16 protein-coding genes are annotated in these 21698 nt (G+C 67.2%); 6 read left to right on the top strand and 10 right to left on the bottom strand.

Annotation, left to right across the window (positions count from 1 at the left end):
• Position 1: 1 nt before the first annotated feature.
• Complete coding sequence (locus AC5P9L_RS07550) at positions 2-1039, bottom strand: S41 family peptidase (protein ID WP_197596566.1); 1038 nt, start codon at positions 1037-1039, stop codon at positions 2-4.
• Between the two features lie 411 nt (positions 1040-1450).
• On the opposite strand from AC5P9L_RS07550, the gene AC5P9L_RS07545 reads away from it, so the two are divergent.
• Positions 1451-1885, top strand: a complete 435-nt coding sequence (locus AC5P9L_RS07545) for a hypothetical protein (RefSeq protein ID WP_100438123.1) — start codon at positions 1451-1453, stop codon at positions 1883-1885.
• Between the two features lie 207 nt (positions 1886-2092).
• Here AC5P9L_RS07545 and AC5P9L_RS07540 read toward each other — a convergent pair whose 3' ends face one another.
• The 6 genes from AC5P9L_RS07540 to AC5P9L_RS07515 all read right to left on the bottom strand — a co-directional run bounded on the left by AC5P9L_RS07540 (position 2093) and on the right by AC5P9L_RS07515 (position 11068).
• Positions 2093-5122: an autotransporter family protein gene (locus tag AC5P9L_RS07540; protein WP_227415433.1), complete on the bottom strand. Its 3030-nt coding sequence runs from the start codon at positions 5120-5122 to the stop codon at positions 2093-2095.
• Positions 5123-5420: 298 nt separating this feature from the next.
• Positions 5421-6488: an acyltransferase family protein gene (locus tag AC5P9L_RS07535; protein WP_227415434.1), complete on the bottom strand. Its 1068-nt coding sequence runs from the start codon at positions 6486-6488 to the stop codon at positions 5421-5423.
• Positions 6488-7636 carry an N-acetylglucosamine-6-phosphate deacetylase gene (nagA, locus tag AC5P9L_RS07530; protein WP_227415435.1) on the bottom strand — a complete coding sequence of 383 codons (1149 nt, stop codon included), beginning with the start codon at positions 7634-7636 and terminating at the stop codon, positions 6488-6490. The genes AC5P9L_RS07535 and nagA overlap by 1 nt, the downstream gene beginning before the upstream one ends.
• Entirely contained in the window at positions 7636-8664 is a 1029-nt protein-coding gene (locus tag AC5P9L_RS07525; RefSeq protein WP_005411044.1) for an SIS domain-containing protein, read from the bottom strand. The genes nagA and AC5P9L_RS07525 overlap by 1 nt, the downstream gene beginning before the upstream one ends.
• Positions 8665-8671: 7 nt before the next feature.
• On the bottom strand, positions 8672-9739 hold the full coding sequence (locus tag AC5P9L_RS07520) for a LacI family DNA-binding transcriptional regulator (RefSeq protein WP_005411045.1): 1068 nt from the start codon (positions 9737-9739) through the stop codon (positions 8672-8674).
• Positions 9740-9778: 39 nt separating this feature from the next.
• Positions 9779-11068 carry a sugar MFS transporter gene (locus AC5P9L_RS07515; protein WP_088428836.1) on the bottom strand — a complete coding sequence of 430 codons (1290 nt, stop codon included), beginning with the start codon at positions 11066-11068 and terminating at the stop codon, positions 9779-9781.
• A 378-nt stretch (positions 11069-11446) separates the two neighbouring features.
• On the opposite strand from AC5P9L_RS07515, the gene AC5P9L_RS07510 reads away from it, so the two are divergent.
• From AC5P9L_RS07510 to AC5P9L_RS07500, 3 genes are all read left to right on the top strand, one after another.
• Positions 11447-12466: a glucokinase family protein gene (locus AC5P9L_RS07510; protein ID WP_024957032.1), complete on the top strand. Its 1020-nt coding sequence runs from the start codon at positions 11447-11449 to the stop codon at positions 12464-12466.
• A 143-nt stretch (positions 12467-12609) separates the two neighbouring features.
• Complete coding sequence (locus tag AC5P9L_RS07505; RefSeq protein WP_005414491.1) at positions 12610-15318, top strand: TonB-dependent receptor; 2709 nt, start codon at positions 12610-12612, stop codon at positions 15316-15318.
• 111 nt (positions 15319-15429) lie between these two features.
• Positions 15430-17787, top strand: coding sequence for a beta-N-acetylhexosaminidase (locus AC5P9L_RS07500; RefSeq protein WP_227415436.1), 2358 nt, complete (start codon positions 15430-15432; stop codon positions 17785-17787).
• A gap of 105 nt (positions 17788-17892) precedes the next feature.
• Here the strand turns inward: AC5P9L_RS07500 and AC5P9L_RS07495 are convergent, their stop codons facing one another.
• Both AC5P9L_RS07495 and AC5P9L_RS07490 read right to left on the bottom strand, forming a co-directional pair.
• Complete coding sequence (locus AC5P9L_RS07495; RefSeq protein ID WP_033835244.1) at positions 17893-18285, bottom strand: VanZ family protein; 393 nt, start codon at positions 18283-18285, stop codon at positions 17893-17895.
• Entirely contained in the window at positions 18282-19466 is a 1185-nt protein-coding gene (locus tag AC5P9L_RS07490) for a class I SAM-dependent methyltransferase (RefSeq protein WP_227415437.1), read from the bottom strand. The genes AC5P9L_RS07495 and AC5P9L_RS07490 overlap by 4 nt, the downstream gene beginning before the upstream one ends.
• Before the next feature lie 59 nt (positions 19467-19525).
• On the opposite strand from AC5P9L_RS07490, the gene AC5P9L_RS07485 reads away from it, so the two are divergent.
• Entirely contained in the window at positions 19526-20263 is a 738-nt protein-coding gene (locus tag AC5P9L_RS07485) for a pteridine reductase (RefSeq protein ID WP_005411052.1), read from the top strand.
• 31 nt (positions 20264-20294) lie between these two features.
• Here AC5P9L_RS07485 and folK read toward each other — a convergent pair whose 3' ends face one another.
• Entirely contained in the window at positions 20295-20780 is a 486-nt protein-coding gene (gene folK, locus AC5P9L_RS07480) for a 2-amino-4-hydroxy-6-hydroxymethyldihydropteridine diphosphokinase (protein WP_227415440.1), read from the bottom strand.
• A gap of 91 nt (positions 20781-20871) precedes the next feature.
• Here folK and AC5P9L_RS07475 point away from each other — a divergent pair, with 91 nt between their 5' ends.
• The gene (locus AC5P9L_RS07475; RefSeq protein ID WP_012481280.1) at positions 20872-21615 is read left to right on the top strand and encodes a proteasome-type protease; all 744 of its coding nucleotides are present in this window, start codon (positions 20872-20874) and stop codon (positions 21613-21615) included.
• Positions 21616-21698: the final 83 nt, after the last annotated feature.

Genomic DNA, 21698 nt, shown 5'->3' with positions numbered 1-21698 from the left:
ATCAGCGGCCCTGGCAGGCGGGTTGGGCCAGCAGCCAGGCTTCGGCAGCGGCCAAAGTGGCGGCATCACCCTCGATACGCTGGTCGGGCTCGATCTTCAAGCCATCACCACGATCATTGCGGTCGCGCATCACGGTGGTGGTCAGCAGCAGGCGACTGCCATCGGCAAGCGTCTGCACGACATTGCCAGTGGAGACACCCGCAGTGGGCTGACCGAAACTCCGCGCCTGCGGACGACCTCGCCACGCCAGCACCGAGGCCTCGCCCGAACTGCCGGTGCGCGGCCCGAACAGCACCGCCACCGGCGCGCCGGGCTGCCGCAGCACATAGCCGGACTGGCCGAAGTCCAGCACCGACTTGCCTGCACGCTGCACGGCGGTCGCGGTCAACGTCCAGCGCTCAGGCCCCTGTGCAGTTTCGAACGACCCCACATCTTCGTTGTTCACTACCGAGGTGCGCAGCAGCGGTGCCATGCCCAGCAGCATCGGCCACATGTTGCCACCGCTGTTGTCACGCAGGTCGACGATCCAGCCACAGCGCGCGCCGTCGTCCTTGCTGCGGATGACCTGCTGCCACCGCGCGGCACGCTGGATGTCCTGGCGGAACTTTTCCTGCGGCGTCGCGCCCGGCGTGGAGGCGTAGCCCTCGATGACCACCCAGCCGATGCGCATATCCACCGCATCGGCCGCCTTGGCCCGGTCCACGGCGGCGGCGCCGGCCTGCTGCGCGCGCGCAAGGAATTCGCTCTGGCGCTGGGTCGTCGTCCATACGCCGTGATTGCCCGTGCTGACCGCAATGGCTTCGCGCAGAACGGCCAGCCGTTGCGCGGGGTCGCCCTGCGCCGATTGCAGGCGTACGCGGGTGGCGGCCCAGTCCACCCGATCGCGATACAGCGCCTGGCGTTCAAGCAGATTGAGGATCTCGGCTTGGGCCACCGGCGAGGGCACCTCGACCGCGCCTGGCGTATCGGCCATGGCGCCGGTCGCCAGCAACACGAGCATCAGCGCGCCGATGCGACGCACTCCCTTGCGAACCTGCATGTGACGTTTCCTTGTCGTTGAGGCAGGCGCACAGCATAGCCCGCAGGTGATGGCTTTCGCCATGCGCGAACTGTCGTATCTGGCCCCGCCGCGGGTTGCAGCAAGACAGCGTGCACGCGATCAGTAAATTGCAACTTTGCCCATGTCATTGCCACGTAGAACGCGAGAAGGTTGCCTCCGTCGGCGCCTCCTGCGCTGGCCGGGATTGGCGTCCTGAATCAAACATCGAAACGATCGAGTTGCCGCCTCAGCGGCAATCGCGACAATGCACCGGCTTGCCCATGGCGGGCGGTGCGTGGGGATCCTCGTGATCCGTCGGCTTTTTTTCGTTTCGATTTTGACCGGCACGCCAACCCGCACCGCCCGCCACCTTGCACGCCGCAGGTGGCCTTGCCTCGTGAGGTTGCCGCCATGAACACGCCCCACCCCACCTATCCACGCCTGCAGGCATTGCTCGGCGCTGCACTGCCCGGCCTGCAGCTGCCCACTACCGCCGCCGAAGCGTTGGAAGATGCACTCGCCGAAGCCAACGAACAGGCGCCGCCCTCCGCATTCTTCGCGCGGTTGCGCGGCATCGCTCACAGCCACGCAGCCGACGGCCAGGCGTGGCGCGAGCGGCAACTCAGCGAGGGGCGCGGTCGGGAACTGGCCGAGGCGACGCGTTGCCTGGCGGCGTTGTCTGCGTGCGGCGGGGTACTGCTGGCTGCACAGTCTGCGCGCGAGACGGACGATGCGCAGGCGCAGTGTCCGCCGCAGGTGGAGGAATGCCTGCTGCAAGCGGTGGTGGTGTTGGCCGATCATGCCAGCGCGCTGGTGGAAGCGGATGCGTGCGCACCGCTGCTGTAGAGCCGAGCCGTTGCTCGGCTGCGCGGAGGTCATGGCATCGGTGGGATTCGTGCCGACCGAGGTCGGCACCTACCAGAGCGGATCATGGCGTCGATTGGCCCTGTGCCGACCAAGGTCGGCACCTACCAGCAGGTCATGGCAGCGAGAAGCATCGTGTCGGCCAAGGTCGGCGCCTACCAGAGCGGGTCATGACATCTGCACCGCGCGCTACCAGTCCGCGCGCAGGCCGATGTTGCCTTCGATGATGCGGCGCTTCTCGTTGCGATCGCCACCCAGTTCGCGGGTGTAGTCGGCCACCGCGTACGCACTGATGGTGCGGTTGAAGCGCCCGACCACACCGACGCCGGCCTCCAGTGCACGCGAGCGCTGCGAATTGATGATCGTGTCGTTGTCGAAGCCGACGCGGTCTTCGCCGGAACGGCCATGCCAGTAGTTGAGCTTGAAGTACGGCTGCCAGCCGTTGTCGGCCAGCTGATAGTCGCCGGCAAGGCGCAGGCCGATGCGGCCGGTCCAGGCGTTGTCGTTGTCGAAGCGTACGCTCGACACCTCATCGCGGCGGTCGTCCAGCGAGGTGCGTTGCCAGATCACCTGCACCTGCGGTTCCAGCCACCACGCCGACTGCCCGAAGTGCAGCAGCGGTTTGCCCGCCTCCACCGACACGCTGGTGCCATCACCCTTGATCCCGAAGCCGAGCCCGCGCGAGGAACGTACGCGGCCGTCGTAGCGGCTCTGCATCGCCACGGCGTCGATGTAGCCGCCACTGCTGTCGGTGAAGGTCCAGTACAGGCCCACGTGCTTGTCGTCCAGGCGGTTCTGGCCTACCTGCACGTTCTCCCAGCCCAGTGCCAGGCCGGTGGTCTTGCCCTGCGCGCGGGTGCGGCCGACGAACACGCCGATCTGGTTGCGGTGGTTGTCAGAGGCAGCAGCCCACACATCCAGACCGGCCTGCAGGCCCATCACATCGCCATCGAAGCCGGGCTGCGAATCGCCCTTCCAGTGGATCTCGCTGCTCTGCCCCACCAGACGGCCCCAGGCGGTGCGGAACGCACCCTGGCTGTACAGCAGGCGCTGCTCGCCCTGCCGCTCGTGGAAGGTACCCAGGCTGGCCAGCGAGGTCTCGCGCAGCAGCGGCGGCACCACGGCATAGGCAGCAGTCTCCACGCGGTACAGCGGCACCACCGCGCCTTCGGCGGGGCGTGCGCCCGGCGTCGGCGGCGCACCGGTTCCGGGCAGCGCACCGCCGGCCACCGGCACGTCCGGTACCGCTGGATCACTGGGCGGCGCCACAGGCGCCGGTTCCGGTGGCGGCGGCGGTGGTGCGGTCTCGCCGGCTGTCAGGTCTGGATCGGGGGCGCCTTCGGGCGGCGGCGGCGGTGCCGGGGTGATCGGTGGCGGTGGTGCGACGGGTGGCGTCGGCGGCGGCGGCACGCCATTGATACCGCTTCCGTTTGGCGCTGGTGCCGGGCCGGCCACCAGGGTCGAGCGCAGGTACCAGTTCTCGCTGGTACCGGCACTGACACCCCCCTTGAACAGGAAGTACTCGTAGGCGCCGGCCGCCACCGGCGCGAACAGCGAGAACGCACCCGGCGCGGTGCGGCCACCATTCAAGGCCTGCACCACCAGGATGCCATCGGCCAACGTGGCAGCGCCGCTGCCGCCGGCATTGAGCACGCCGATGCCGGTCGTGCCGGTGACGGCACCACCATCGATCACCAGGCGGTCGCTGGTTGAATTATCGGCCCCCAGAACGGTGCGCAGGTACAGACCACCACCGTCACCGCGGTAGTTGCCACGCACGGTGAACACGTCGCCGGCGCCAGTACCGGTCAGGTCGATGCGCCCGGCATTGACCATCTCCACCAGTGCACCACTGTTGAACGGACGGACGGAATGGCTGCCACTGCCCGCGTAGACGGTGCTGGTGTCATCCACCGTGAGCGTGCCGGTGCCGGTTCCGCTGTCGCCCAGCACCAGATCGCCATCAAAGGTCAGCTCGGTGCTGTTGGCCAGGCTGATCGCCTCCCAGTTCTGGAAGCGGCCCACGCCCGTGGTCTTGACGTTGTTGAAGTTGAGCTGGTCGATGCCACTGCCGCCGTCGAACAGCGGCACCGCACCGAGGTTGCCCTGGTTGAGGCTGCTGAGGTTGGCCACATCGTTGTCCGGCCCCATGTCGATCGCGCCGTAGACGATGCCACCGCCACTCCAGTTGAAGGTGTCGCTGCCCGTACTGAGCAGCACCTGCCCGCGCACGGTGCCATCGGTGATGGTCACGCTGTCGTTGCCGCCACTGACACTGATGTTGCCGCCGATGTAGGCCGTGCCCGAGATGATGATGGTGTCGGTGTCGAAGCCGGTCACCACGTTGCCGTCAACCGTACCGCCAGACTGGTCCCACAGGTTCTTGTCCAGCTTCATGTTGACGCGGCCGATGCGGCCAGCGGTCATCCAGGCCTGGTCGCCATCCTCGAACGCGCCGATGATGCGGCCACCGCTCATGCGGAAGGTATCGATGTTGTCGCCCTGCTGCAGCGCGCCGATGGTGCCGCCACTCATGATGAAATCATCGCGGCCACTGCCCTGCGCCACCACGCCGGTGACGGCGCCGCCGGTGACGGTCATCTGGTCATCGCCGCCGCCCTGGTCGACGCTGTCGATCGTGCCATCGCTGAGCAGCAGCACATCATTGCCATCGCCCTGCAGGACGCCGCCGGTGATGCTGCCGCTCTGCATCTCGAGGCGATCATTGCCCGCATCGAACTGTACGCCGGTGCGCCCGCTGATCGCTCCTCGATTGACCAGCACGCTGTCGCCCGCACCGACGAACTGCAGGGCGGTGTTGTTGCCGGTGCTGATGCTGCCGGTGTTGTCGACGCGGCTGCCACCCCCAAGCTGCACGGTTACACCGCCGACCGAACTGATCGCGCCCTGGTTTGACAGCAGGTGACCACCGGCGCCGACCAGCGCGATGGCCGATCCACCACCACTCTGCTGCAGCTGTGCACCGGCGGCGACATTGACGGTGATGCCGGCCGCACCATTTGCGGCAACGGGAGTGGTCTGCGGATTCGGCGCGTTTGTATCACAGGTGACCGTCTGGCCGGCGGTCGGTGCCGGGCTGTTGCAGCCGGCCCAGGCAACGCTGGCGGTCGTCAGAAGCAGGGAGGGAACGGCGAGGGCCTGCAACACGGAAACAGCAAGGCGGCGCGGACGGAACGCACGCGGAACGGCACGGTACATGGGGCACTCCTGGGCGGGAAATCAGGAACTGCGTATGTGCGGCACGGCGCTTGCAGTCTGCCGTGTGGTGAACCATTTCGATAGGTGAACTTGCGTGCGGGAAATCACAGTTCAGATGTGAAATCGCCCAGCCCTCACACCGATGTGATGTGGCTGAAATCGTTCATTTTTTCCGGCATCCGGAATCACGCGCAAAGCATCCATGCATGGCGTGGATCTACTGATCCTGCATCGCCAGTCGATTCGCTCACGGCACTGGTAAATCTACGCCATGCGTGGATGCCGTTGACGGAGGGGGTCAGATCTTCAGGTAGATCTTCCGCTTATCCAGCCACCACGCCACGCCCCACCACAGTGCGACGAACACCAGCGCCTGCAGCATCGACGCCAGCTCCAGCGCCTGCGGCATCGCGGTGGCCAGCTGCTGCCAGATCCACCCCCAGATCCCGGTGGCCATCAGCACCACCGACATCACCGATGCCCCCAGGTACGCGGTGATCGCATTGACCCCGAAGCGCCGGCCGAGTGCCGGCCATCCCTTCTGGTCGATCAGCACGTGGCCCAGCCACAGCGCCAGCGCGGCCAGGCCGCCGGTCCACAGCACGTAGCTGGGCGTCCACAGCTGCTTGTTCAACGGCAGCACCACGGCCAGCAGCAGGCCCAGCACAGCGGTCGCCACGCCCAGCCCTGCCAATGCCGCCGAACGCACGTTGCGCAGCAGGCCACCGGCAAGCAGGCCGAGCACGGTACTGGCCAGCGCCCCCAGCGTGCTCAGCAATCCTTCCGGGTCATGGCCCAGGCCGGTATCGGCATGCCACTGGTAGATCCACGGTGCGAACAGCGCGGTATCCAGGCGGCTGGCCGGGTTGGTCCACGGCGCCAGGTCGCCGATGCCCAGCAGCAACACGGTGTACCCCACCAGCAGCGCGATCAAAGCGCCCACCTGCACGCGTGGTCGCGCGTAGACCGCCAGTACGCCCACCAACGCCGCACACACCGCGATGCGTTGCAGCACGCCCCAGATGCGGAAGTGATGCGTATCCAGTGCCCACCAGATCAGCAGGTGCAGCAGCGCACCGGCCATCAGGATGCGCAGCGCGCGCTCCAGCACGCCGCGCGCCAACGCGGGTCGCGCCGCCGCATCCTGCGCGCGCGGTGCCACGCTGAAGGCCATCGACACGCCCACCAGGAACAGGAAGAACGGGAACACCAGGTCGGTGGGCGTGCAGCCATGCCATTCCGAGTGACGCAGCGGCGCGAACACCGCACTCCAGTCGCCCGGATTGTTGACCAGCAGCATCGCCGCCACGGTGATGCCGCGCAGGGCATCGATCGAGCCCAGCCGGCGTGGCGGCGAACTGTTCATCAGGCGGCCTCGTACTGTCCGGCAATCCAGGTACCCCGCACCTGCAGGGCGTCGTCCAGCAGCACCAGGTCGGCCTGGTAGCCCTCGGCGATGTGGCCCAGGCGATCATCGACATTGAGGAACTGCGCTGGGTACGTCGACGCCATGCGCGCCGCTTCGGCCAGCGGCTGGCCAAGCAGCTGCACGGTGTTGCGCACCGCGGTGGCCATGTCCAGCGCCGAGCCGGCCAGCGAACCGGCAGCATTGCGCACCACGCCGTCGACGGCGGTAATGGTTTCGCCGTACAGCACGTAGCTGGGATCGTCGGCACCGACCGGCGGCATCGCATCGGTCACCAGCAGCAGGCGGCCTCGCGGCTTGGCCGCCAGCGCCACGCGCAGGCTGGCCGGGTGCACGTGAACGCCATCAACGATGATGCCGATCCAGCTGTCGCGGTCCTCCAATGCGGCGCCCACCGCACCGGGCTCACGGCCCTGCAGCGGCGACATCGCGTTGTACAGGTGGGTGAAGCCACGCACACCGGCATCCAGGCCGGCACGGATCGCTTCGTAGGTACCTGCGGTGTGCCCGGCCGCAACGATCACGCCACGCTCGACCAGCGCACGGATGGTCTCCAGCGGCACGCGCTCCGGCGCCAGCGTCAGCACGGTCACACCGTTGTCCAGCGATGCCGCCAGCGCGATTTCTTCTTCGTCCGGCACGCGGAACTTGCTGGCATCGTGCGTGCCCTTGCGCGCCGGTGCGATGTACGGGCCTTCCAGGTGGATGCCGATCACGCCTGGTACACCCTGCGTGATCGCCTCGCGCATCGCAGCGATTGCGTCGCGCATCACACCCACGTCGTCGCTGATCAGCGTTGGCAGCATCGCGGTGGTGCCGAAGCGGCGGTGCGCCTGCGCGATGGTGCGCAGCGAGGCGACATCGGGCGTGTTGTTGAACAGCGCACCACCGCCACCATTGACCTGCACATCGATGAAGCCGGGCAGCAGCCAGCCGCCACCCAGGTCCACCTGCTCGGCGGCATGGCCGAGCTGCGGTGCGGCGTCGGGCAACAGCGCGCTGATGCGACCGTTCTCGATCACCAGCGCCAGATCATCGCGGAAGTCGTCGCCCGCCAGGATGCGGGCATTGCGCAGGACGGTCGCCATTACACGGTCTCCGTCACCTTGTTCAGGTGCGGCGGCAGGTCCGGGTTGAAGCCACGACGCAGCGCCAGCGCATTGATCGCGCGGTAGAAGCTCTGCACGGTCAGCAGCGGTGCGCACAGCGGGTGCGGCGCAGCAGCCACCGGCAGGTTGCCGCCAGCACCGGCCATCCATACCTGTGCGCCACGCGCGGTGAATTCTTCGACGACGGCACGGGTGCCGGCGCCGGTTTCATCCGGCTGGGCAAAGGCCAGCACCGGGAAGCCGCGGTCGACCAGCGCCATCGGGCCATGCTTCACTTCAGCCGAGCTGTAGGCTTCGGCATGCAGGCTGCAGGTTTCCTTGAACTTCAGCGCCGCTTCCTGCGCCGCCCCCAGGCCCAGGCCACGGCCGAGCACGAACAGGTTGGTGGCCTCGACCAGGCCTTCGGTCACCGCGCTCCAGTCACACTGCCACGCCTCACGCAGGGCGTCGGGCAGCAGGTCCAGCGCCGCGCGCAGGCTGCTGTCCTGCTTCCAGTACGCGGCCAGCTGCAGCAGCGCGGCCAGCGACGCCAGGTAGCTCTTGGTCGCCGCCACGCTCTTTTCGGCACCCGCGTGGAGCGGAATGACCGTGTCGGCCAGCTGCGCCAGCGGTGAATCCTCGACGTTGACCAGCGCGATCACGCGCGCACCGGCCGCCTTGGCGGCCTCGGCGTTGCGCAGCAGGTCCGGGCTCTTGCCCGACTGCGAGATGACGATGAACAGTGCGCCGCGCAGCTGCAATGGTGCGGCGTAGACCGACCCCACCGATGGCGAGGCCGACGCGACCACCAGGCCCAGCTGGGTTTCCAGCAGATACTTGCCATAGGTGGCGGCGTGGTCGGAGCTGCCGCGTGCACAGGTGACCACGAACGGCGGCGGTGCAGCACGCAGGCTGGCGGCCAGGGTTTCCATGGTGGCGTGGTTGCGCGAGAACTGGCGCGCGACCACGTCGGCCGCTTCAGCGGCCTCGGCGAACATCAGGGTGGACGTGGGGTCTGACAGCGACATGGCAGGCTCAGGCAGGATCGGAAGGAAGGGGGCGTGCGCCGGCGGGGCGCATCGGCGCGGTCGAACCACGCACAACCAGCTGCGGCACGAAGCCCTGGTTGTGCAGCGGCGCCGGCGCGTCGTCGTAGGCATCGCTGCGCAGCTGCGCGATCAGCAGGCGCGCGGCGTGGCGGGCGATGTCTTCGGTGGCCTGCTTGGCCGTGGTCAGCGGCGGCCACGACTGGCGCGAGAACGGGCTGTCCTCGAAACCGGCGATGGACAGGTCGTACGGCACGTTCATGCCGGCCGACTTTGCGGCTGCCAGTACCCCGGCGGCGATTTCGTCGTTGGAACCGAAGATGGCGGTAGGTGGCTCGCGCAGCGCCAGCAGGCGGCGCGCACCGCGGAAACCGTCATCGAAGGTGTAGTCGCCCTGCACCACCAGGTGCTTGTCCACGGTCATGCCGTAGTCCTTCAGCGCGGCTTCGTAACCGGCGTAGCGCTCGCCCGAAGACCGGTGCGAGCTGCCGCCCCAGAGGAAGCCGATGCGCTGGTGGCCCAGCTGGATCAGGTGCTCGGTGATCTCGTAGGCGGCCTCGCGGTCGTCCACGAACACACAGGCGCCATCGGCCGGGTCTTCGGTGGCGGCGATGATGCGCACCAGCTTGATGCCGCGCGCGGTCAGCGCCTGGATCAGGTCGCGGCGCTCGGACATCGGTGCGGTCAGCACCAGCCCGGCCAGGCGCGAACGCTGCACCCAGTCGGCCAGTTCATCGGCCAGCAGCGGCGAGCTGGAATCGCAGGGATGGATCTGCAGCCCGAACCCGGTCTCGCGGCAGGCGGCGAGCACGCCGTTCTGCACGCCGATGATGTGGTATGGGTTCGGGTTGTCGTAGACCAGCCCGATCACGAAGGTGGTGCCGCTGCGCAGGTTGCGCGCGGACGGATCGGGTTCGTAGTCGAGCTCGGCGATGGCACGCAGCACCCGCGCGCGGGTGGCCTGCATCACCGAGGGCTCGTTGTTGATCACGCGCGAGACCGTCTTCAGCGAGACCTTGGCTTTCTCCGCAACGTCCTTGATGGTCGCTCTGCGCATGGGTTTTCCCTGGGGTTGGCTGCCGTCCATCATCGCCGATCAGGCCTTGTCCTGCGGCAGGCCGGCGCGATGCCCGATCACCGAATAGAACAGGATGTACAGGTAGCACGGCACCATCAGCAGCACGAAGGTCAGCTGGAAATCGATGTGCTGCTTGAGCAGGGCGAACAGCTGCGGAATGATCGCGCCACCGGCGATGCCCATCACCAGCAGGGCCGAGCCGGTTTCGGTGAAGCGGCCCAGGCCACGGATCGCCAGCGGGAAGATGGCCGGCCACATCATGGCGTTGGCAAAGCCCAGCAGGGCCACGAAGGCCACCGACACATAGCCGTGCGTTGCCCACGCGCCCAGGCAGAACACCACGCCCAGCACCGCCGAAATGGTCAGGTAGCGCGACTGCGACACCACCCGCGGAATCACCAGCAGGCCGACCACGTAACCGACCAGCATCGCGCCCAGGGTGAAGGCGGTGAACATCTTGGTCTCGTCCAGCGGCAGGTTGAAGCCATGGCCGTAGGTGCCGATGGCATCACCGGCCATCACTTCCACGCCCACGTACACGAACAGGCACAGCACGCCCAGCCACAGGTGCGGGAACTGGAAGATGCTGCGGCGCTCGACCGCACCGGCGGCCACCGGCGTCGCGTTGGCTTCGGACGATTTGATTTCCGGCAGCGGCGAGAACAGGATCGCCACCGCCAACACCACCAGCAGCGCCGCCATGGCCAGGTACGGGGCATGGATCTTGGCCGCAAACTGGTTCAGCAGCACGGCCTTGGTCGCGGCATCGGCCGCCTGCACCTGCACGTCCAGATCGCCAATGCCATGCAGCACCACCGTGCCGATCAGGATCGGCGCCAGGATGCCGGCGATCTTGTTGCAGATGCCCATCAACGCGATGCGCCGCGCCGCCGTTTCGATCGGCCCAAGGATGGAGATGTACGGGTTGATGGCCGTCTGCAGCAGGGCCAGGCCGCTGCCGATCACGAACAGGCCGCCCAGTGCGCCGGGGTACCAGCGCTGGGTGGCGAATTCGCCGAACAGCGCGGCGCCCCCGGCCATCACCAGCAGGCTCAGGCTCAGGCCCTTCTTCATGCCGGTGCGGCGCAGGATCCACGATGACGGCAGGGCCAGGAAGAAGTAGGACAGGTAGAACACCATCAGCACCAGGAAGGCGCCGACCTCGCTGAGTTCGAAGGCGAGCTTGACGAAGGTGATCAGCGGGCCGTTGAGCCAGGTGAAGAAGCCGATCAGGAAGAACAGCACGCCGACGATGGCGATGGAGGTGGCCACGTTCGGGCGCACGCTTGCAGCGGAGACGGCGGACATCGGGAAGGGCTCCTGCGGCGACGGCCGCAGAACGCGGCGTCGGAGAGTGGCTGGGAACAACGTTGTCACATTCTTTCGATGGACAACCGCGGTTTGTCAACTTCCCCGCGAGGCCGCGTGAACCTCGTGCTGCACTGCGCAACCCGATGGCAGCGGGTCGTGCTGAATGCGCCGCAGCCCTTGAGCCCCGTGCAGCAACGGTTCCAGCGTGAAACCCATGCTCACGCCATGTAAACGTTTACTGCACGCCGCATTCGTTGCGACGCAGCAACGAAAGTGTCACGAACTCGTTGACATCGTTGTCAGCGCGGTTACAGACTCCGCCCCAATCGCCGCCCTCGAACCTTGGGGACGGCCCCACCTGCAGCAGGAGCCCGCGTGACCGCCAGCCACCCCGCCCCGGCCCATGTCCTGTCCCGAATCGCGCCCTCGTTCCTGGCCGCCGACGTCGGTGGCACCCATGTGCGCGTGGCCCGGGTCCAGGCCAGCGGTGATGCCGCCCATCCGGTGCAGGTGCTGGAGTACCGCAAGTACCGCAACGCCGACCATGCAGGCCTCAGCGCGATCCTGTCCGACTTCCTCGGCGAAGGCCCGCGGCCCACGCACTGCGTGGTCGCCAGTGCCGGCTACGCCCGCGAGGACGGCACGGTGATCACCGCCAACCTGCCGTGGCCGCTGTCGGCACGCCAGGTGGAAGCCGACGTCGGCCTGCAGCGGGTCTTCATCGTCAACGACTTCGAAGCCGTGGCCTATGCCGCTGCGCAGGTTGACGCCAGTGGCGTGCTGCACCTGTGCGGACCGGAAACCGCCGCCCGCGGCCCGACCCTGGTGGTCGGCCCCGGTACCGGCCTCGGCGCCGCGCTGTGGATCCCCACCGCGCACGGCCCGGTGGTGCTCCCGACCGAAGCCGGCCAGCCGACCCTGGCCGCCAGCACCGAACTGGAAATGGCCATCGTCCGCCACATGCAGCGCGACCGCGCGCACGTGTCGATCGAACACGCGATCTCCGGCCCGGGCCTGATGAACCTGTACCGCGCGGTATGCGCGCTGCAGGGCCAGGCGCCGACCCTGGCCAGCCCCGATGCGGTCACCGCTGCGGCCATGGCCGACAGCGATGCACATGCGCGCCAGGCGCTGGATGTGTTCTGCGGCCTGCTCGGCAGCACCATCGGCGACATGGCGCTGTTCTACGGCGCCCATGGTGGCGTCTACCTGGCCGGCGGCATCCTGCCGCAGATCCGCGAATACCTGCACGCCAGCACCTTCGTCGAACGCTACCTGCAGAAGGGGCCGATGGGCGAAGCGCTGGCACGCATCCCGGTGAAGGTCGTCGAGCACGGCCAGCTGGGCGTGGTCGGCGCTGCCAGCTGGTACCTGCAGCAGCAGTCGGCCGCCTGACACCGCAACAGGCTTCAACGCAATCGCAGCACGCAGTACGTGGCACGCCAACGCACGGGACTTCGCCGCCGCCCCGCGCATGTCATCGCAACCGTAATCGAACACCGCCGCCGGCATCCAATCGAGTGATGAGGAGAGACATCATGAACACCCGCAAGACCCTGCTTTCGGCCGCCATCGTCAGCTGCATCGCCTTCAGTGCACATGCGCAGCAGGCCGCCCAGACCGCCACCGACCTGGATACCGTGCAGGTCACCGGCATCCGTGGGTCGATGGAAAAATCGCTGGACACCAAGCGCGAAGCCAATGCGCGCGTGGAAGTGGTCACCGCCGAAGACGTGGGCAAGCTGCCCGCGCACAACGTCGCCGACACCCTGCAGCGCCTGCCGGGCGTGAACATCAGCTCGTCCAGCGCCGACGAAGGCGGCTTCGACGAAGCCGACCGTGTCAGCCTGCGTGGTACCAGCCCGAGCCTGACCCAGACCCTGATCAACGGCCACACCGTCGGCACCGCCGACTGGTTCGTGCTCAGCCAGGGCAACAACGTCGGCCGCAGCGTCAGCTACTCGTTGCTGCCGTCGGAACTGGTGCGCTCGGTGGAAGTGAACAAGTCCTCGCAGGCCAAGCTGCAGGACGGCGGCACCACCGGTACCGTCAACATCCTCACCCGCAAGCCGCTGGAATTCTCCAAGCAGCTCACTGCGGAAGGCTCCATCGGCATGGTGCGTTCGGACCAGGCCAAGTCCAACGACCCGCAGCTGTCGGCACTGTTCAACTACAAGAACGACGAAGGCAACTTCGGCGTGATGGTGCAGGCCTTCAGCCAGAAGCGCGAGCTGCGCCGCGAAGCGCAGGAAATCCCGGGCGGTTTCTTCCAGATCGATCCGAATGGCACCGTGGCCAAGTCCAACCCGGACCTGGCCGGCGTCTATGCCCCGGGCCTGCTCGGCTCGACCCTGTTCGAACAGACCCGCGAGCGCAAGGGCGGCCTGGTGTCGCTGCAGTTCAAGCCGATGGACAACCTGACCCTGGGCCTGGAAGGCTTCAGCTCGGAACTGAAGGCGAACAACTACAACCGCAACTTCATGCTGTGGGGTGGCCGCATCCTCAATGACCGCACCGTTGAAGATGCCAATGGCAACAAGATCCTGATTCCGGGCCAGGCCCCGAATCCGGGTTACGTCATCAAGGATGGCGTGCTGTCCAACGCCACCTTCGCCGGCCAGGCCGACCGCGACTACGCGGTGTACGACATGATCTACCGCGAGTCGAAGGCCAAGACCAACTACATCACCTTCGATGCCGACTGGCAGATCAGCGACAACCTGGGCATGAAATTCCAGGCTGGCAGCACCAAGGGCACCGGCGAAACGCCGCGCCAGTACATCGCCGAAGTCAACCTGGCCCGTGGTGGCGGCGCCACCTGGGCAACCCACGGCAACGGCTCGCCGATCGACTGGAACGTCGGGGGCAACATCGGCCCGAGCGGCGTGACCGACTTCGGCACCTGGGGCAACCAGCAGGTCACCGCGATCGACAAGGAAAAGTGGGCCACGCTCGATTTCAACCAGTACTTCGCCGACGCTGGCGTACTGAACTCGATTGATTTCGGCGCCCGCTTCGGCGACCACAAGCGCGAGGCCAAGTCGCCGGAAGGCGCAACCCCGGGCGCGATCTGGAATGCGCTGAAGAATGGCGCCACCGCCAACTTCCCCGGTGGCTTCGCCAACGGCATCGGTGGCAGCTTCCCGCGTGACCTGTGGTACTTCACCCCGGGCGCACTGAAGGAAGCAGTGACCAACAACTCCACCTGGCTGTCCGGCAATGACGGCCCGACCGGCCGCCACAACTACGGCGCCGAGTGGACGGTGTCCGAGAAGAACTTCGCTGCCTACGTACAGGGCAACTTCAGCGGCGACCGCTGGAGCGGCAACGTCGGCCTGCGCTACGTCAACATCAAGCAGGATATCGATACCTACGCCGCCGCCACCGGCTCGACCGTGCCGGACGTGAGCAGCCTGTTCGGCGCGTGGACCCGCGAAGCTTTCGAGAACAAGCACAACCGTGTGCTGCCGAGCGCCAACTTCAAGTACGACCTGCGTGACGACCTGGTGCTGCGCGTGGCCGCCTCGCAGACCCAGACCCTGCCGGACTTCTCGGCACTGGGTGCCTCGTCGTACGGTTCGGACCTGAACCGGACCGGCGGTGGCGGCAATCCGAAGTTGAAGCCGGTGGTGTCGACCAACTTCGACGCCAACCTGGAGTGGTATTTCATGCCGCGCGGCATGTTGTCGATCGGTGCCTACTCGATGCGCCTGAAGGACTACGTCGCCTTCAGCACCGAGAAGGAAATGCTGTTCAGCGAGCTGACCAACCGTCTCGAGGAATACAACATCTCCCGCCCGCGCAATGCCGACGGCAAGGTGCGCGGTATCGAAGTGGCCTATGAGCAGCCGATCGGCGAGTACTTCGGTGTCAATGCCAACTACACCTACGCCGATGGCAGCACCGACCACACCTGGGCCGATGGCAGCGACAACCTGCTGGGTACTTCGAAGAACACCTACAACGTCGGTGCCTACTTCGAGAACGATACCTTCGGTGCACGCGTCAGCTACACCCGCCGTTCGTCGTTCCTGATCGGCCTGTCCGGCGCCAACCCGTACTACCAGGATGACTTCGGCACCCTGTCGGCGTCGCTGAGCTACAAGGCCACCGACTGGCTGAGCATCAGCTTCGATGCGCTCAACCTCAACAACCCGACCTACAAGTACTACCAGACCGCGGCCATCCCGACCTCGTTCTACAGCAACGGTCGCCAGTACTACCTCAACTTCCGCTTCAAGTACTGATCCAGCGGCGGCAACATCGCCGAGTCGTGCACGCACGCCGGGCCTGGGTCATTCCGGGCCCGGCGTTTTTCATGTATAGCGTTCATCGCACCGTTCCAAGGAGTCGTACCGATGGTCAAGCCTTCCCGCGCCCGGATGCGCAGCGCAGTGCTGCTGGGCAGCCTGCTCGCCCTGTTGCCGGCACTGCCGGCACTTGCCGCCGACCCCACACCCGCCACTGAAGCACCCGGCCCTCTGCTGCGCGCCGGCAGCCTCATGCTGATTCCCGCACCGGCGACCGTGCAGCGCGGCCAGGGCAGCGGCATCACCGTCCGCGCCGACACCGTGCTGCAGGCCGAAGGCGAAGCCGCGCAGCGCGTCGCCAGCCAGTTCGCCGATCTGCTGGCCCGCAGCGGTGGTCCGCGCCTTGCACGAGCCAGCGGCAAGGCGGCAGGCATGTCGGGCAGCATCCGCTTCCAGATCGTGCCCACCTTCCGCGACAGCGGCGAAAGCTACACGCTGGAGAGCACCGCGCAGGGCGTGCTGATCCAGGCCGGCAACGAAACCGGCCTGTTCTACGGCGCGACCACCCTCGCCCAGCTCGCCACCGGCGGCAGCAATGGCGTGCTGCCGGCGGTGCAGATCCAAGACGCGCCGCGCTTCAGCTGGCGCGGTTTCATGCTCGATTCCGCACGTCACTTCCAGAGCCTGGACGAGATCAAGCGCGTGCTCGACGCGATGGCCGCGCACAAGCTCAACACCTTCCACTGGCACCTCACCGACGACCAGGGCTGGCGCATGGAGATCAAGCGCTACCCGAAGCTGACCGACGTGGGCAGCTGCCGCCTGCCGGCCGGCGACGGTGGCATCGATCCGGTCACTGGCGAGGAGCATCCGTATTGCGGCTTCTACACGCAGGACCAGATCCGCGAAGTGATTGCCTATGCGGCGAAGCTGCATATCCAGGTGATTCCGGAAATCGATGTGCCGGGCCACGCGACTGCCGCGATTGCTGCGTATCCGGAGCTGGGCACCATCGATACGCCGTTGAAACCGATCAGTGAATGGGGCGTGTTCCCCAACCTGTTCAACACTGAAGACAGCACCGTCACCTTCCTCGAGAACGTGCTGGAAGAAGTGATCGACCTGTTCCCGGCCAAGTACGTGCACGTCGGTGGCGACGAGGCGGTGAAGGACCAGTGGGAAGCGTCGAAGCAGGTGCAGCAGCGCATGCGTGCGCTGGGCATCAAGGATGAAATGGCCATGCAGAGCCACATCATCAAGCGCCTGGAGACCTTCCTGGAGGAGCACGACCGGCGCCTGATCGGCTGGGATGAGATCCTCGAAGGTGGGCTGCCGCCGCAGGCCACGGTGATGTCCTGGCAGGGCACCGAAGGCGGTCTGGCTGCGGCCAGCGCCGGCCATGACGTGATCATGTCGCCGGTCGGCTACCTCTATCTGGATTACCTGCAGACGGCCTCGCCGAACGAACCGCCCGGCCGCCCGACCCAAGTCAACCTCGGCAAGCTGTACAACTTCGAGCCGGTGCCGGCCGAGCTGGCCGCTGACAAGCGCGGGCACATCCTCGGCCTGCAGGCCAACATGTTCACCGAGCACACGCGCAGCTACGCACGCCTGCAGCACAACCTGTTCCCACGCCTGGCCGCCGTGGCCGAGACCGGCTGGAGCACGCCGGAACATCGCGATTTCCGCGATTTCCTCGCGCGCCTGCCGTCCCAGCTGCAGCGCTACCGTGCCTGGGGCCTGGCCTATGCGCAGACTCCGTTCGAAGTGGGCGTGGACTACACCGACAATCGCGCGGACAACACGGTGACGGTGTCGCTGGCCAATCCGCTGGGCTATGAAGTGCGCTACAGCACCGATGGCCAGCCGGTGAGCGCGCAGTCACCGCTGTACCAGCAGCCGCTGACCGGAAAACTGCCAACCACCGTGCAGGCTGCCGCGTTCTACCAGGGCCAGATGCTGGCGGCGAAACCGACCATTGCCACCTTCACCGCACAGTCGCTGCTCAGCCGCCGCAGCGATGAGCTGCTCAGCTGCGTGGGCAAGAAGGGCCTGGTGCTGCGCCTGGAAGACGATGGCCCACGCGAAGGCAACCGCGCGGTGTTCAACGTGGACATCTTCCAGCCGTGCTGGCGCTGGCCGCAGGCGCAGCTGGACGGCATCGGCAGCCTGGAGGTCCGCGCGGGGCGTATTCCGTACTACTTCCAGCTTGCCCACGATGAACCCAAGCGTCGCTTCGAGAAGGCCAAGCGGCCACACGGTGAGATGCTCGTGCGTCGTGGCGACTGCAGCGGCAAGGTGCTGGCGGAAGTGCCGTTGCCGGCCAAGCCGGATGCCGATGGCTTCGTGACCCTGCGTGCGGCGCTGCCGAAGGGGACGCAGGGCAGCGGTGACCTGTGCATCAACTTCACCGGCGACACGCGCCCGGCGATGTGGGTGCTGGATGAGGTGACCCTGGGGAAATGACGGCAGGCCTGTCCAGGTGGGTGCCGGCCTTGGTCGGCACCTCGGGAAGAGCATCCACGCATGGCGTGGATCTACGGGTAGGTGCCAACCTGGGTTGGCACGCCTTTACCCGCGCCAGCGCAGCAGCAGGTCGCGCAGCGGGGTCAGTGCGGTGGCCATGCCGGCGAGCACACCGACCGTGTTGGCGATGGCATCCATCGGGTCGGCCATGCGGTTGCTGGTCAGCGCACCCTGGGCAAATTCGATGCCGATGCCCATCAACACCAGGCCCACGCCCACCCACAGCAGCGGGCGGCCCCGACGGAACAGCTGCACCGCGCTGCCGGCCAGGATGAAGTAGGCGAGGAAGTGCTCGCCCTTGTCGCTGTTTTCCGGCAACGGAATCGGCGGCGGTGGAATCAGGCAGACCACGATCACCAGCAGTACTGCCGTCGCCCACAGCCCGGCCCACAACCGCGGCCGCCGCAGCGGCTTGATCGCCGGCAACACCTCGCTCACAGGCGCCAGCTCAGGTCACCCAGCTCGAAGGCCGGTTCGAAGTCGACGCCACGCTGCAGGCCGATGGCCTGGAAGCGCTCGCCCATCTCGGTCGGCAGGGTCAGCTTCTTCACCTGGTCGCGCAGCTGGATGCGGCCGACCTCATCGGTGCGTTCCTCGGCCAGCAGCAGCACCTGGTCCAGGCCGTTGCCGAGCAGGAAGCTGGCCTGGCTGCAGTAGCCGGCCAGCTCGAATCCGCCGTGCATGCCGGCCTCGGCCATCGCGGTGAAATCCACCGACGCGGTGATGTCCTGCAACCCCGGCCAGCGGTGCACGTCGTTGTGCACGTGGTGGCGGTAGAACGCACGCACGGTGCCATCGTCGCGGTCGTGCTGGTAGAACTCGCTGCGGCTGTAGCCGTAGTCGACGAACAGCATCGCACCACGCTGCATGCCACCGGCCACCGCCTGCAGCCAGTACGGCAGCTGCGGCAGCACTTCAGAACGGTAGCCTTCGGCGAAAGGCTTTTCCAGGTAGCGCTCGATATGGCGCACCGCACCGTTGAGCAGGATGTCGGCCGGCTGCGCGCCACGGATGAAGTTGCCCTCGGCGTCCAGCTCGACGGTTTCCTCGTAGACCTCGCCATCCCGGATCAGGAAGCGCGGGGTCGGCAGCGCGTCGATCACCTCGTTGGCGAACACCACCCCTTCCCAGTCCTCCTCGATCGGGCGGTCGACCCAGTCCACGCGCGCGGCCAGCTCGGCCGGCAGGTTCTGCTGCAGGCGCTGCTGCTGGCGCTCGCGCAGGTCGGCACTGGGTTCCAGGATGGCGTAGCGCGACGGCAGCGCGTCCAGCTCGGCCAGGCGTAGCAGCACCGCCTCGGCGAAGGCGCCGGTGCCACCGCCCAGTTCCAGCATGCGCGCCTGCGCACCCAGCTGGGCGAACACGGGCGCCAGCGCATTGGCCACGCTGCCGGCGAACAGGCTGCCGAGCTCGGGTGCGGTGGTGAAGTCGCCACTGCCACCGAACTTGCTGGCGCCGGCGCTGTAATAGCCCCAGCCGGGGGCATACAGGCAGAGCTCCATGAAGCGCGAGAACGGCATCGCCCCGCCCTGCGCAAGGATCTCGGCGCGCAGGGCGGCCGCCAGCTGATCGCTATGGGCCAGGGCATCGGCTTCGGGCAGGGGGAAGGTGGGCTGCATGGCGTCTTCGAATGCGGTGACAATGGTGCACAGGATAGCCGAGCCTTGGAGGACCCTCGATGAGCGATACCCACCCCGTGGTCCTGATCACCGGCAGCGCGCGCCGGATCGGTGCGGCCATCGCCCGCCAGTTCCACGCCTGTGGCTGGTCGGTGGTGCTGCACGCCAATACCTCAAGCGCCGAGCTGCAGCAGGCCGCGTTCGATTTCGACAACGTGCGCCCGGGCAGCGTGCTGGCCCTGCAGGCCGACCTGCGTGACGCCGACGCCCTGGCCGACCTGGTGGAACAGGCGGTCACCCACTTCGGCCGACTGGACGCGCTGGTCAACAACGCCTCCAACTTCTTCCCCACCCCGCTCGGCCAGGTCACCGCCGAGGCGATGGACGAGCTGTACGCGGTCAACGCGCGCGCGCCACTGCTGCTGTCACAGGCGGCGGCGCCCTACCTGCGCCGCCAGCAGGGCTGCATCGTCAACCTGACCGACCTGCACGGCACCGACCCGATGCGCGACCACATCGCCTACACCATGGCCAAGGCTGCGCTGGAGATGGCCACCCGCGCGCTGGCATTGGAGCTGGCGCCGAAGGTGCGTGTGAATGCGGTGGCCCCGGGTGCGATCCTGTGGCCGGAGCAGGGCAAGGACGATTTCGCCCGCGAGGCGTTGCTGGCGCGCACGCCGCTGGCACGGATCGGCACGGTCGAGGAGATCGCCGAAGCGGTCTACTGGCTGGTGGCCGAAGCCAGCTTCGTCACCGGCCACACCCTGCGCGTGGATGGTGGGCGCACGGTCAGTTGAGGTAGTGCCGGCCGCTGGCCGGCAACCGCCGTCATTCCAGGTCCATCACCTCGAACGCTTCGCCAAACTGCGCGTGCGCCCGCCACAGCGTGGCCAGGTCCTGCCCGCTGACCGGGTCGATGAAGCCCGGCGCGATGTCCGCCAGCGGCTTCAGCACGAAGGCATGCTTCAGTTCCGGGCGCGGAATGCGCAGGTGGCCGGGGCCTTCCACCACCAGGTCGCCGTAGAACACCACGTCGATATCCAGGGTCCGGTCGGAGAAGCGCGGCCCGCTGCGATCGCGGCCATGCGCGTCTTCCAGCGCATGCAGCCAGTCGTCCAGTTCCTGCAGCGGCAGATCGGTCTCGATCGCCACCGCATTGTTGAGGAAGGCCGGGCCATCGAAGCCGACCGCGGCAGTACGGTAGGCGGGTGACACCTGCAGTGCGCCAAAGCGCTCGCGCAGGGCCGTCACCGCGGCGTGGAGGTAGCGGCGGGGCTGGACGTTGCTGCCCAGGCTCAGGAGCACGGTGGTCATGCGGTTCAGGTGACGGCACTTGGGGGGCGTGGACATGCCGTCGTCACGGCGGCCTGCCTACAATCCGGGACGCACATGATAGGGCACCGACATGACCTATTGCGTTGGAATCGAGGTGGACGAAGGCCTGGTCTTCGCTGCCGACACCCGGACCAATGCCTCGCTGGACGATGTGCGCGTGCACCGCAAGCTGCACGTGTTCGAGTACCCCGGCCAGGCAGCCTACGTGCTGATGGCGGCTGGCAACCTGGCCACCACCCAGCTGCTGGTGTCACGCCTGGGGCGCGACGCCGGTGAACGGCGCACGCCCAACCTGCGCGACATGACCCATCTGTTCGAAGCTGCCGAGTACGTCGGCCAGCTGCTGGTGGACAGCCAGGTGCACAGCAGCCACAGCGAGCACGGCCATGACGGGGTCAACACCCAGGCGACGCTGATTTTCGGTGGCCAGATCGCTGGCGAGCGGCCCGGGCTGTACATGATCTATCCGCTCGGCAACGCCATCGCCGCTTCGCCGGAGACGCCCTATCTTCAGATCGGTGAGTCCAAGTACGGCAAGCCCATCCTGGACCGCATCCTCAGCCCGGCCACACGCCTGGAGGACGCGGCGCGCACGGCAATCGTGTCGCTGGATTCGACCATTCGCTCCAATCTGTCGGTAGGCCTGCCGATCGACCTGGCGCTGCTGCGTGATGGTGAACTGCGCATCGGGCAGCAGCTGCGGCTCGGCGCGGATTCAACGTTGTATGCGGACATCCACCAGAATTGGTCACGGCGCCTGGAACAGGCGGTGGACGCCCTGCCACGCTTCCCCTGGGAAACTGCCGAACGGTAGTGCCGGCCGCTGGCCGGCAACCGCATTGATCCCGCCACACAGGGATGCCGGCCAGCGGCCGGCACTACCGGGCATCAGCCCTG

The sequence above is a fragment of the Stenotrophomonas sp. YJH_SMC_64 genome (assembly GCF_059371375.1).
The sequence above is the reverse complement of the archived record's forward strand: the minus strand, read 5'-3'. Positions and strand labels throughout refer to the sequence as shown.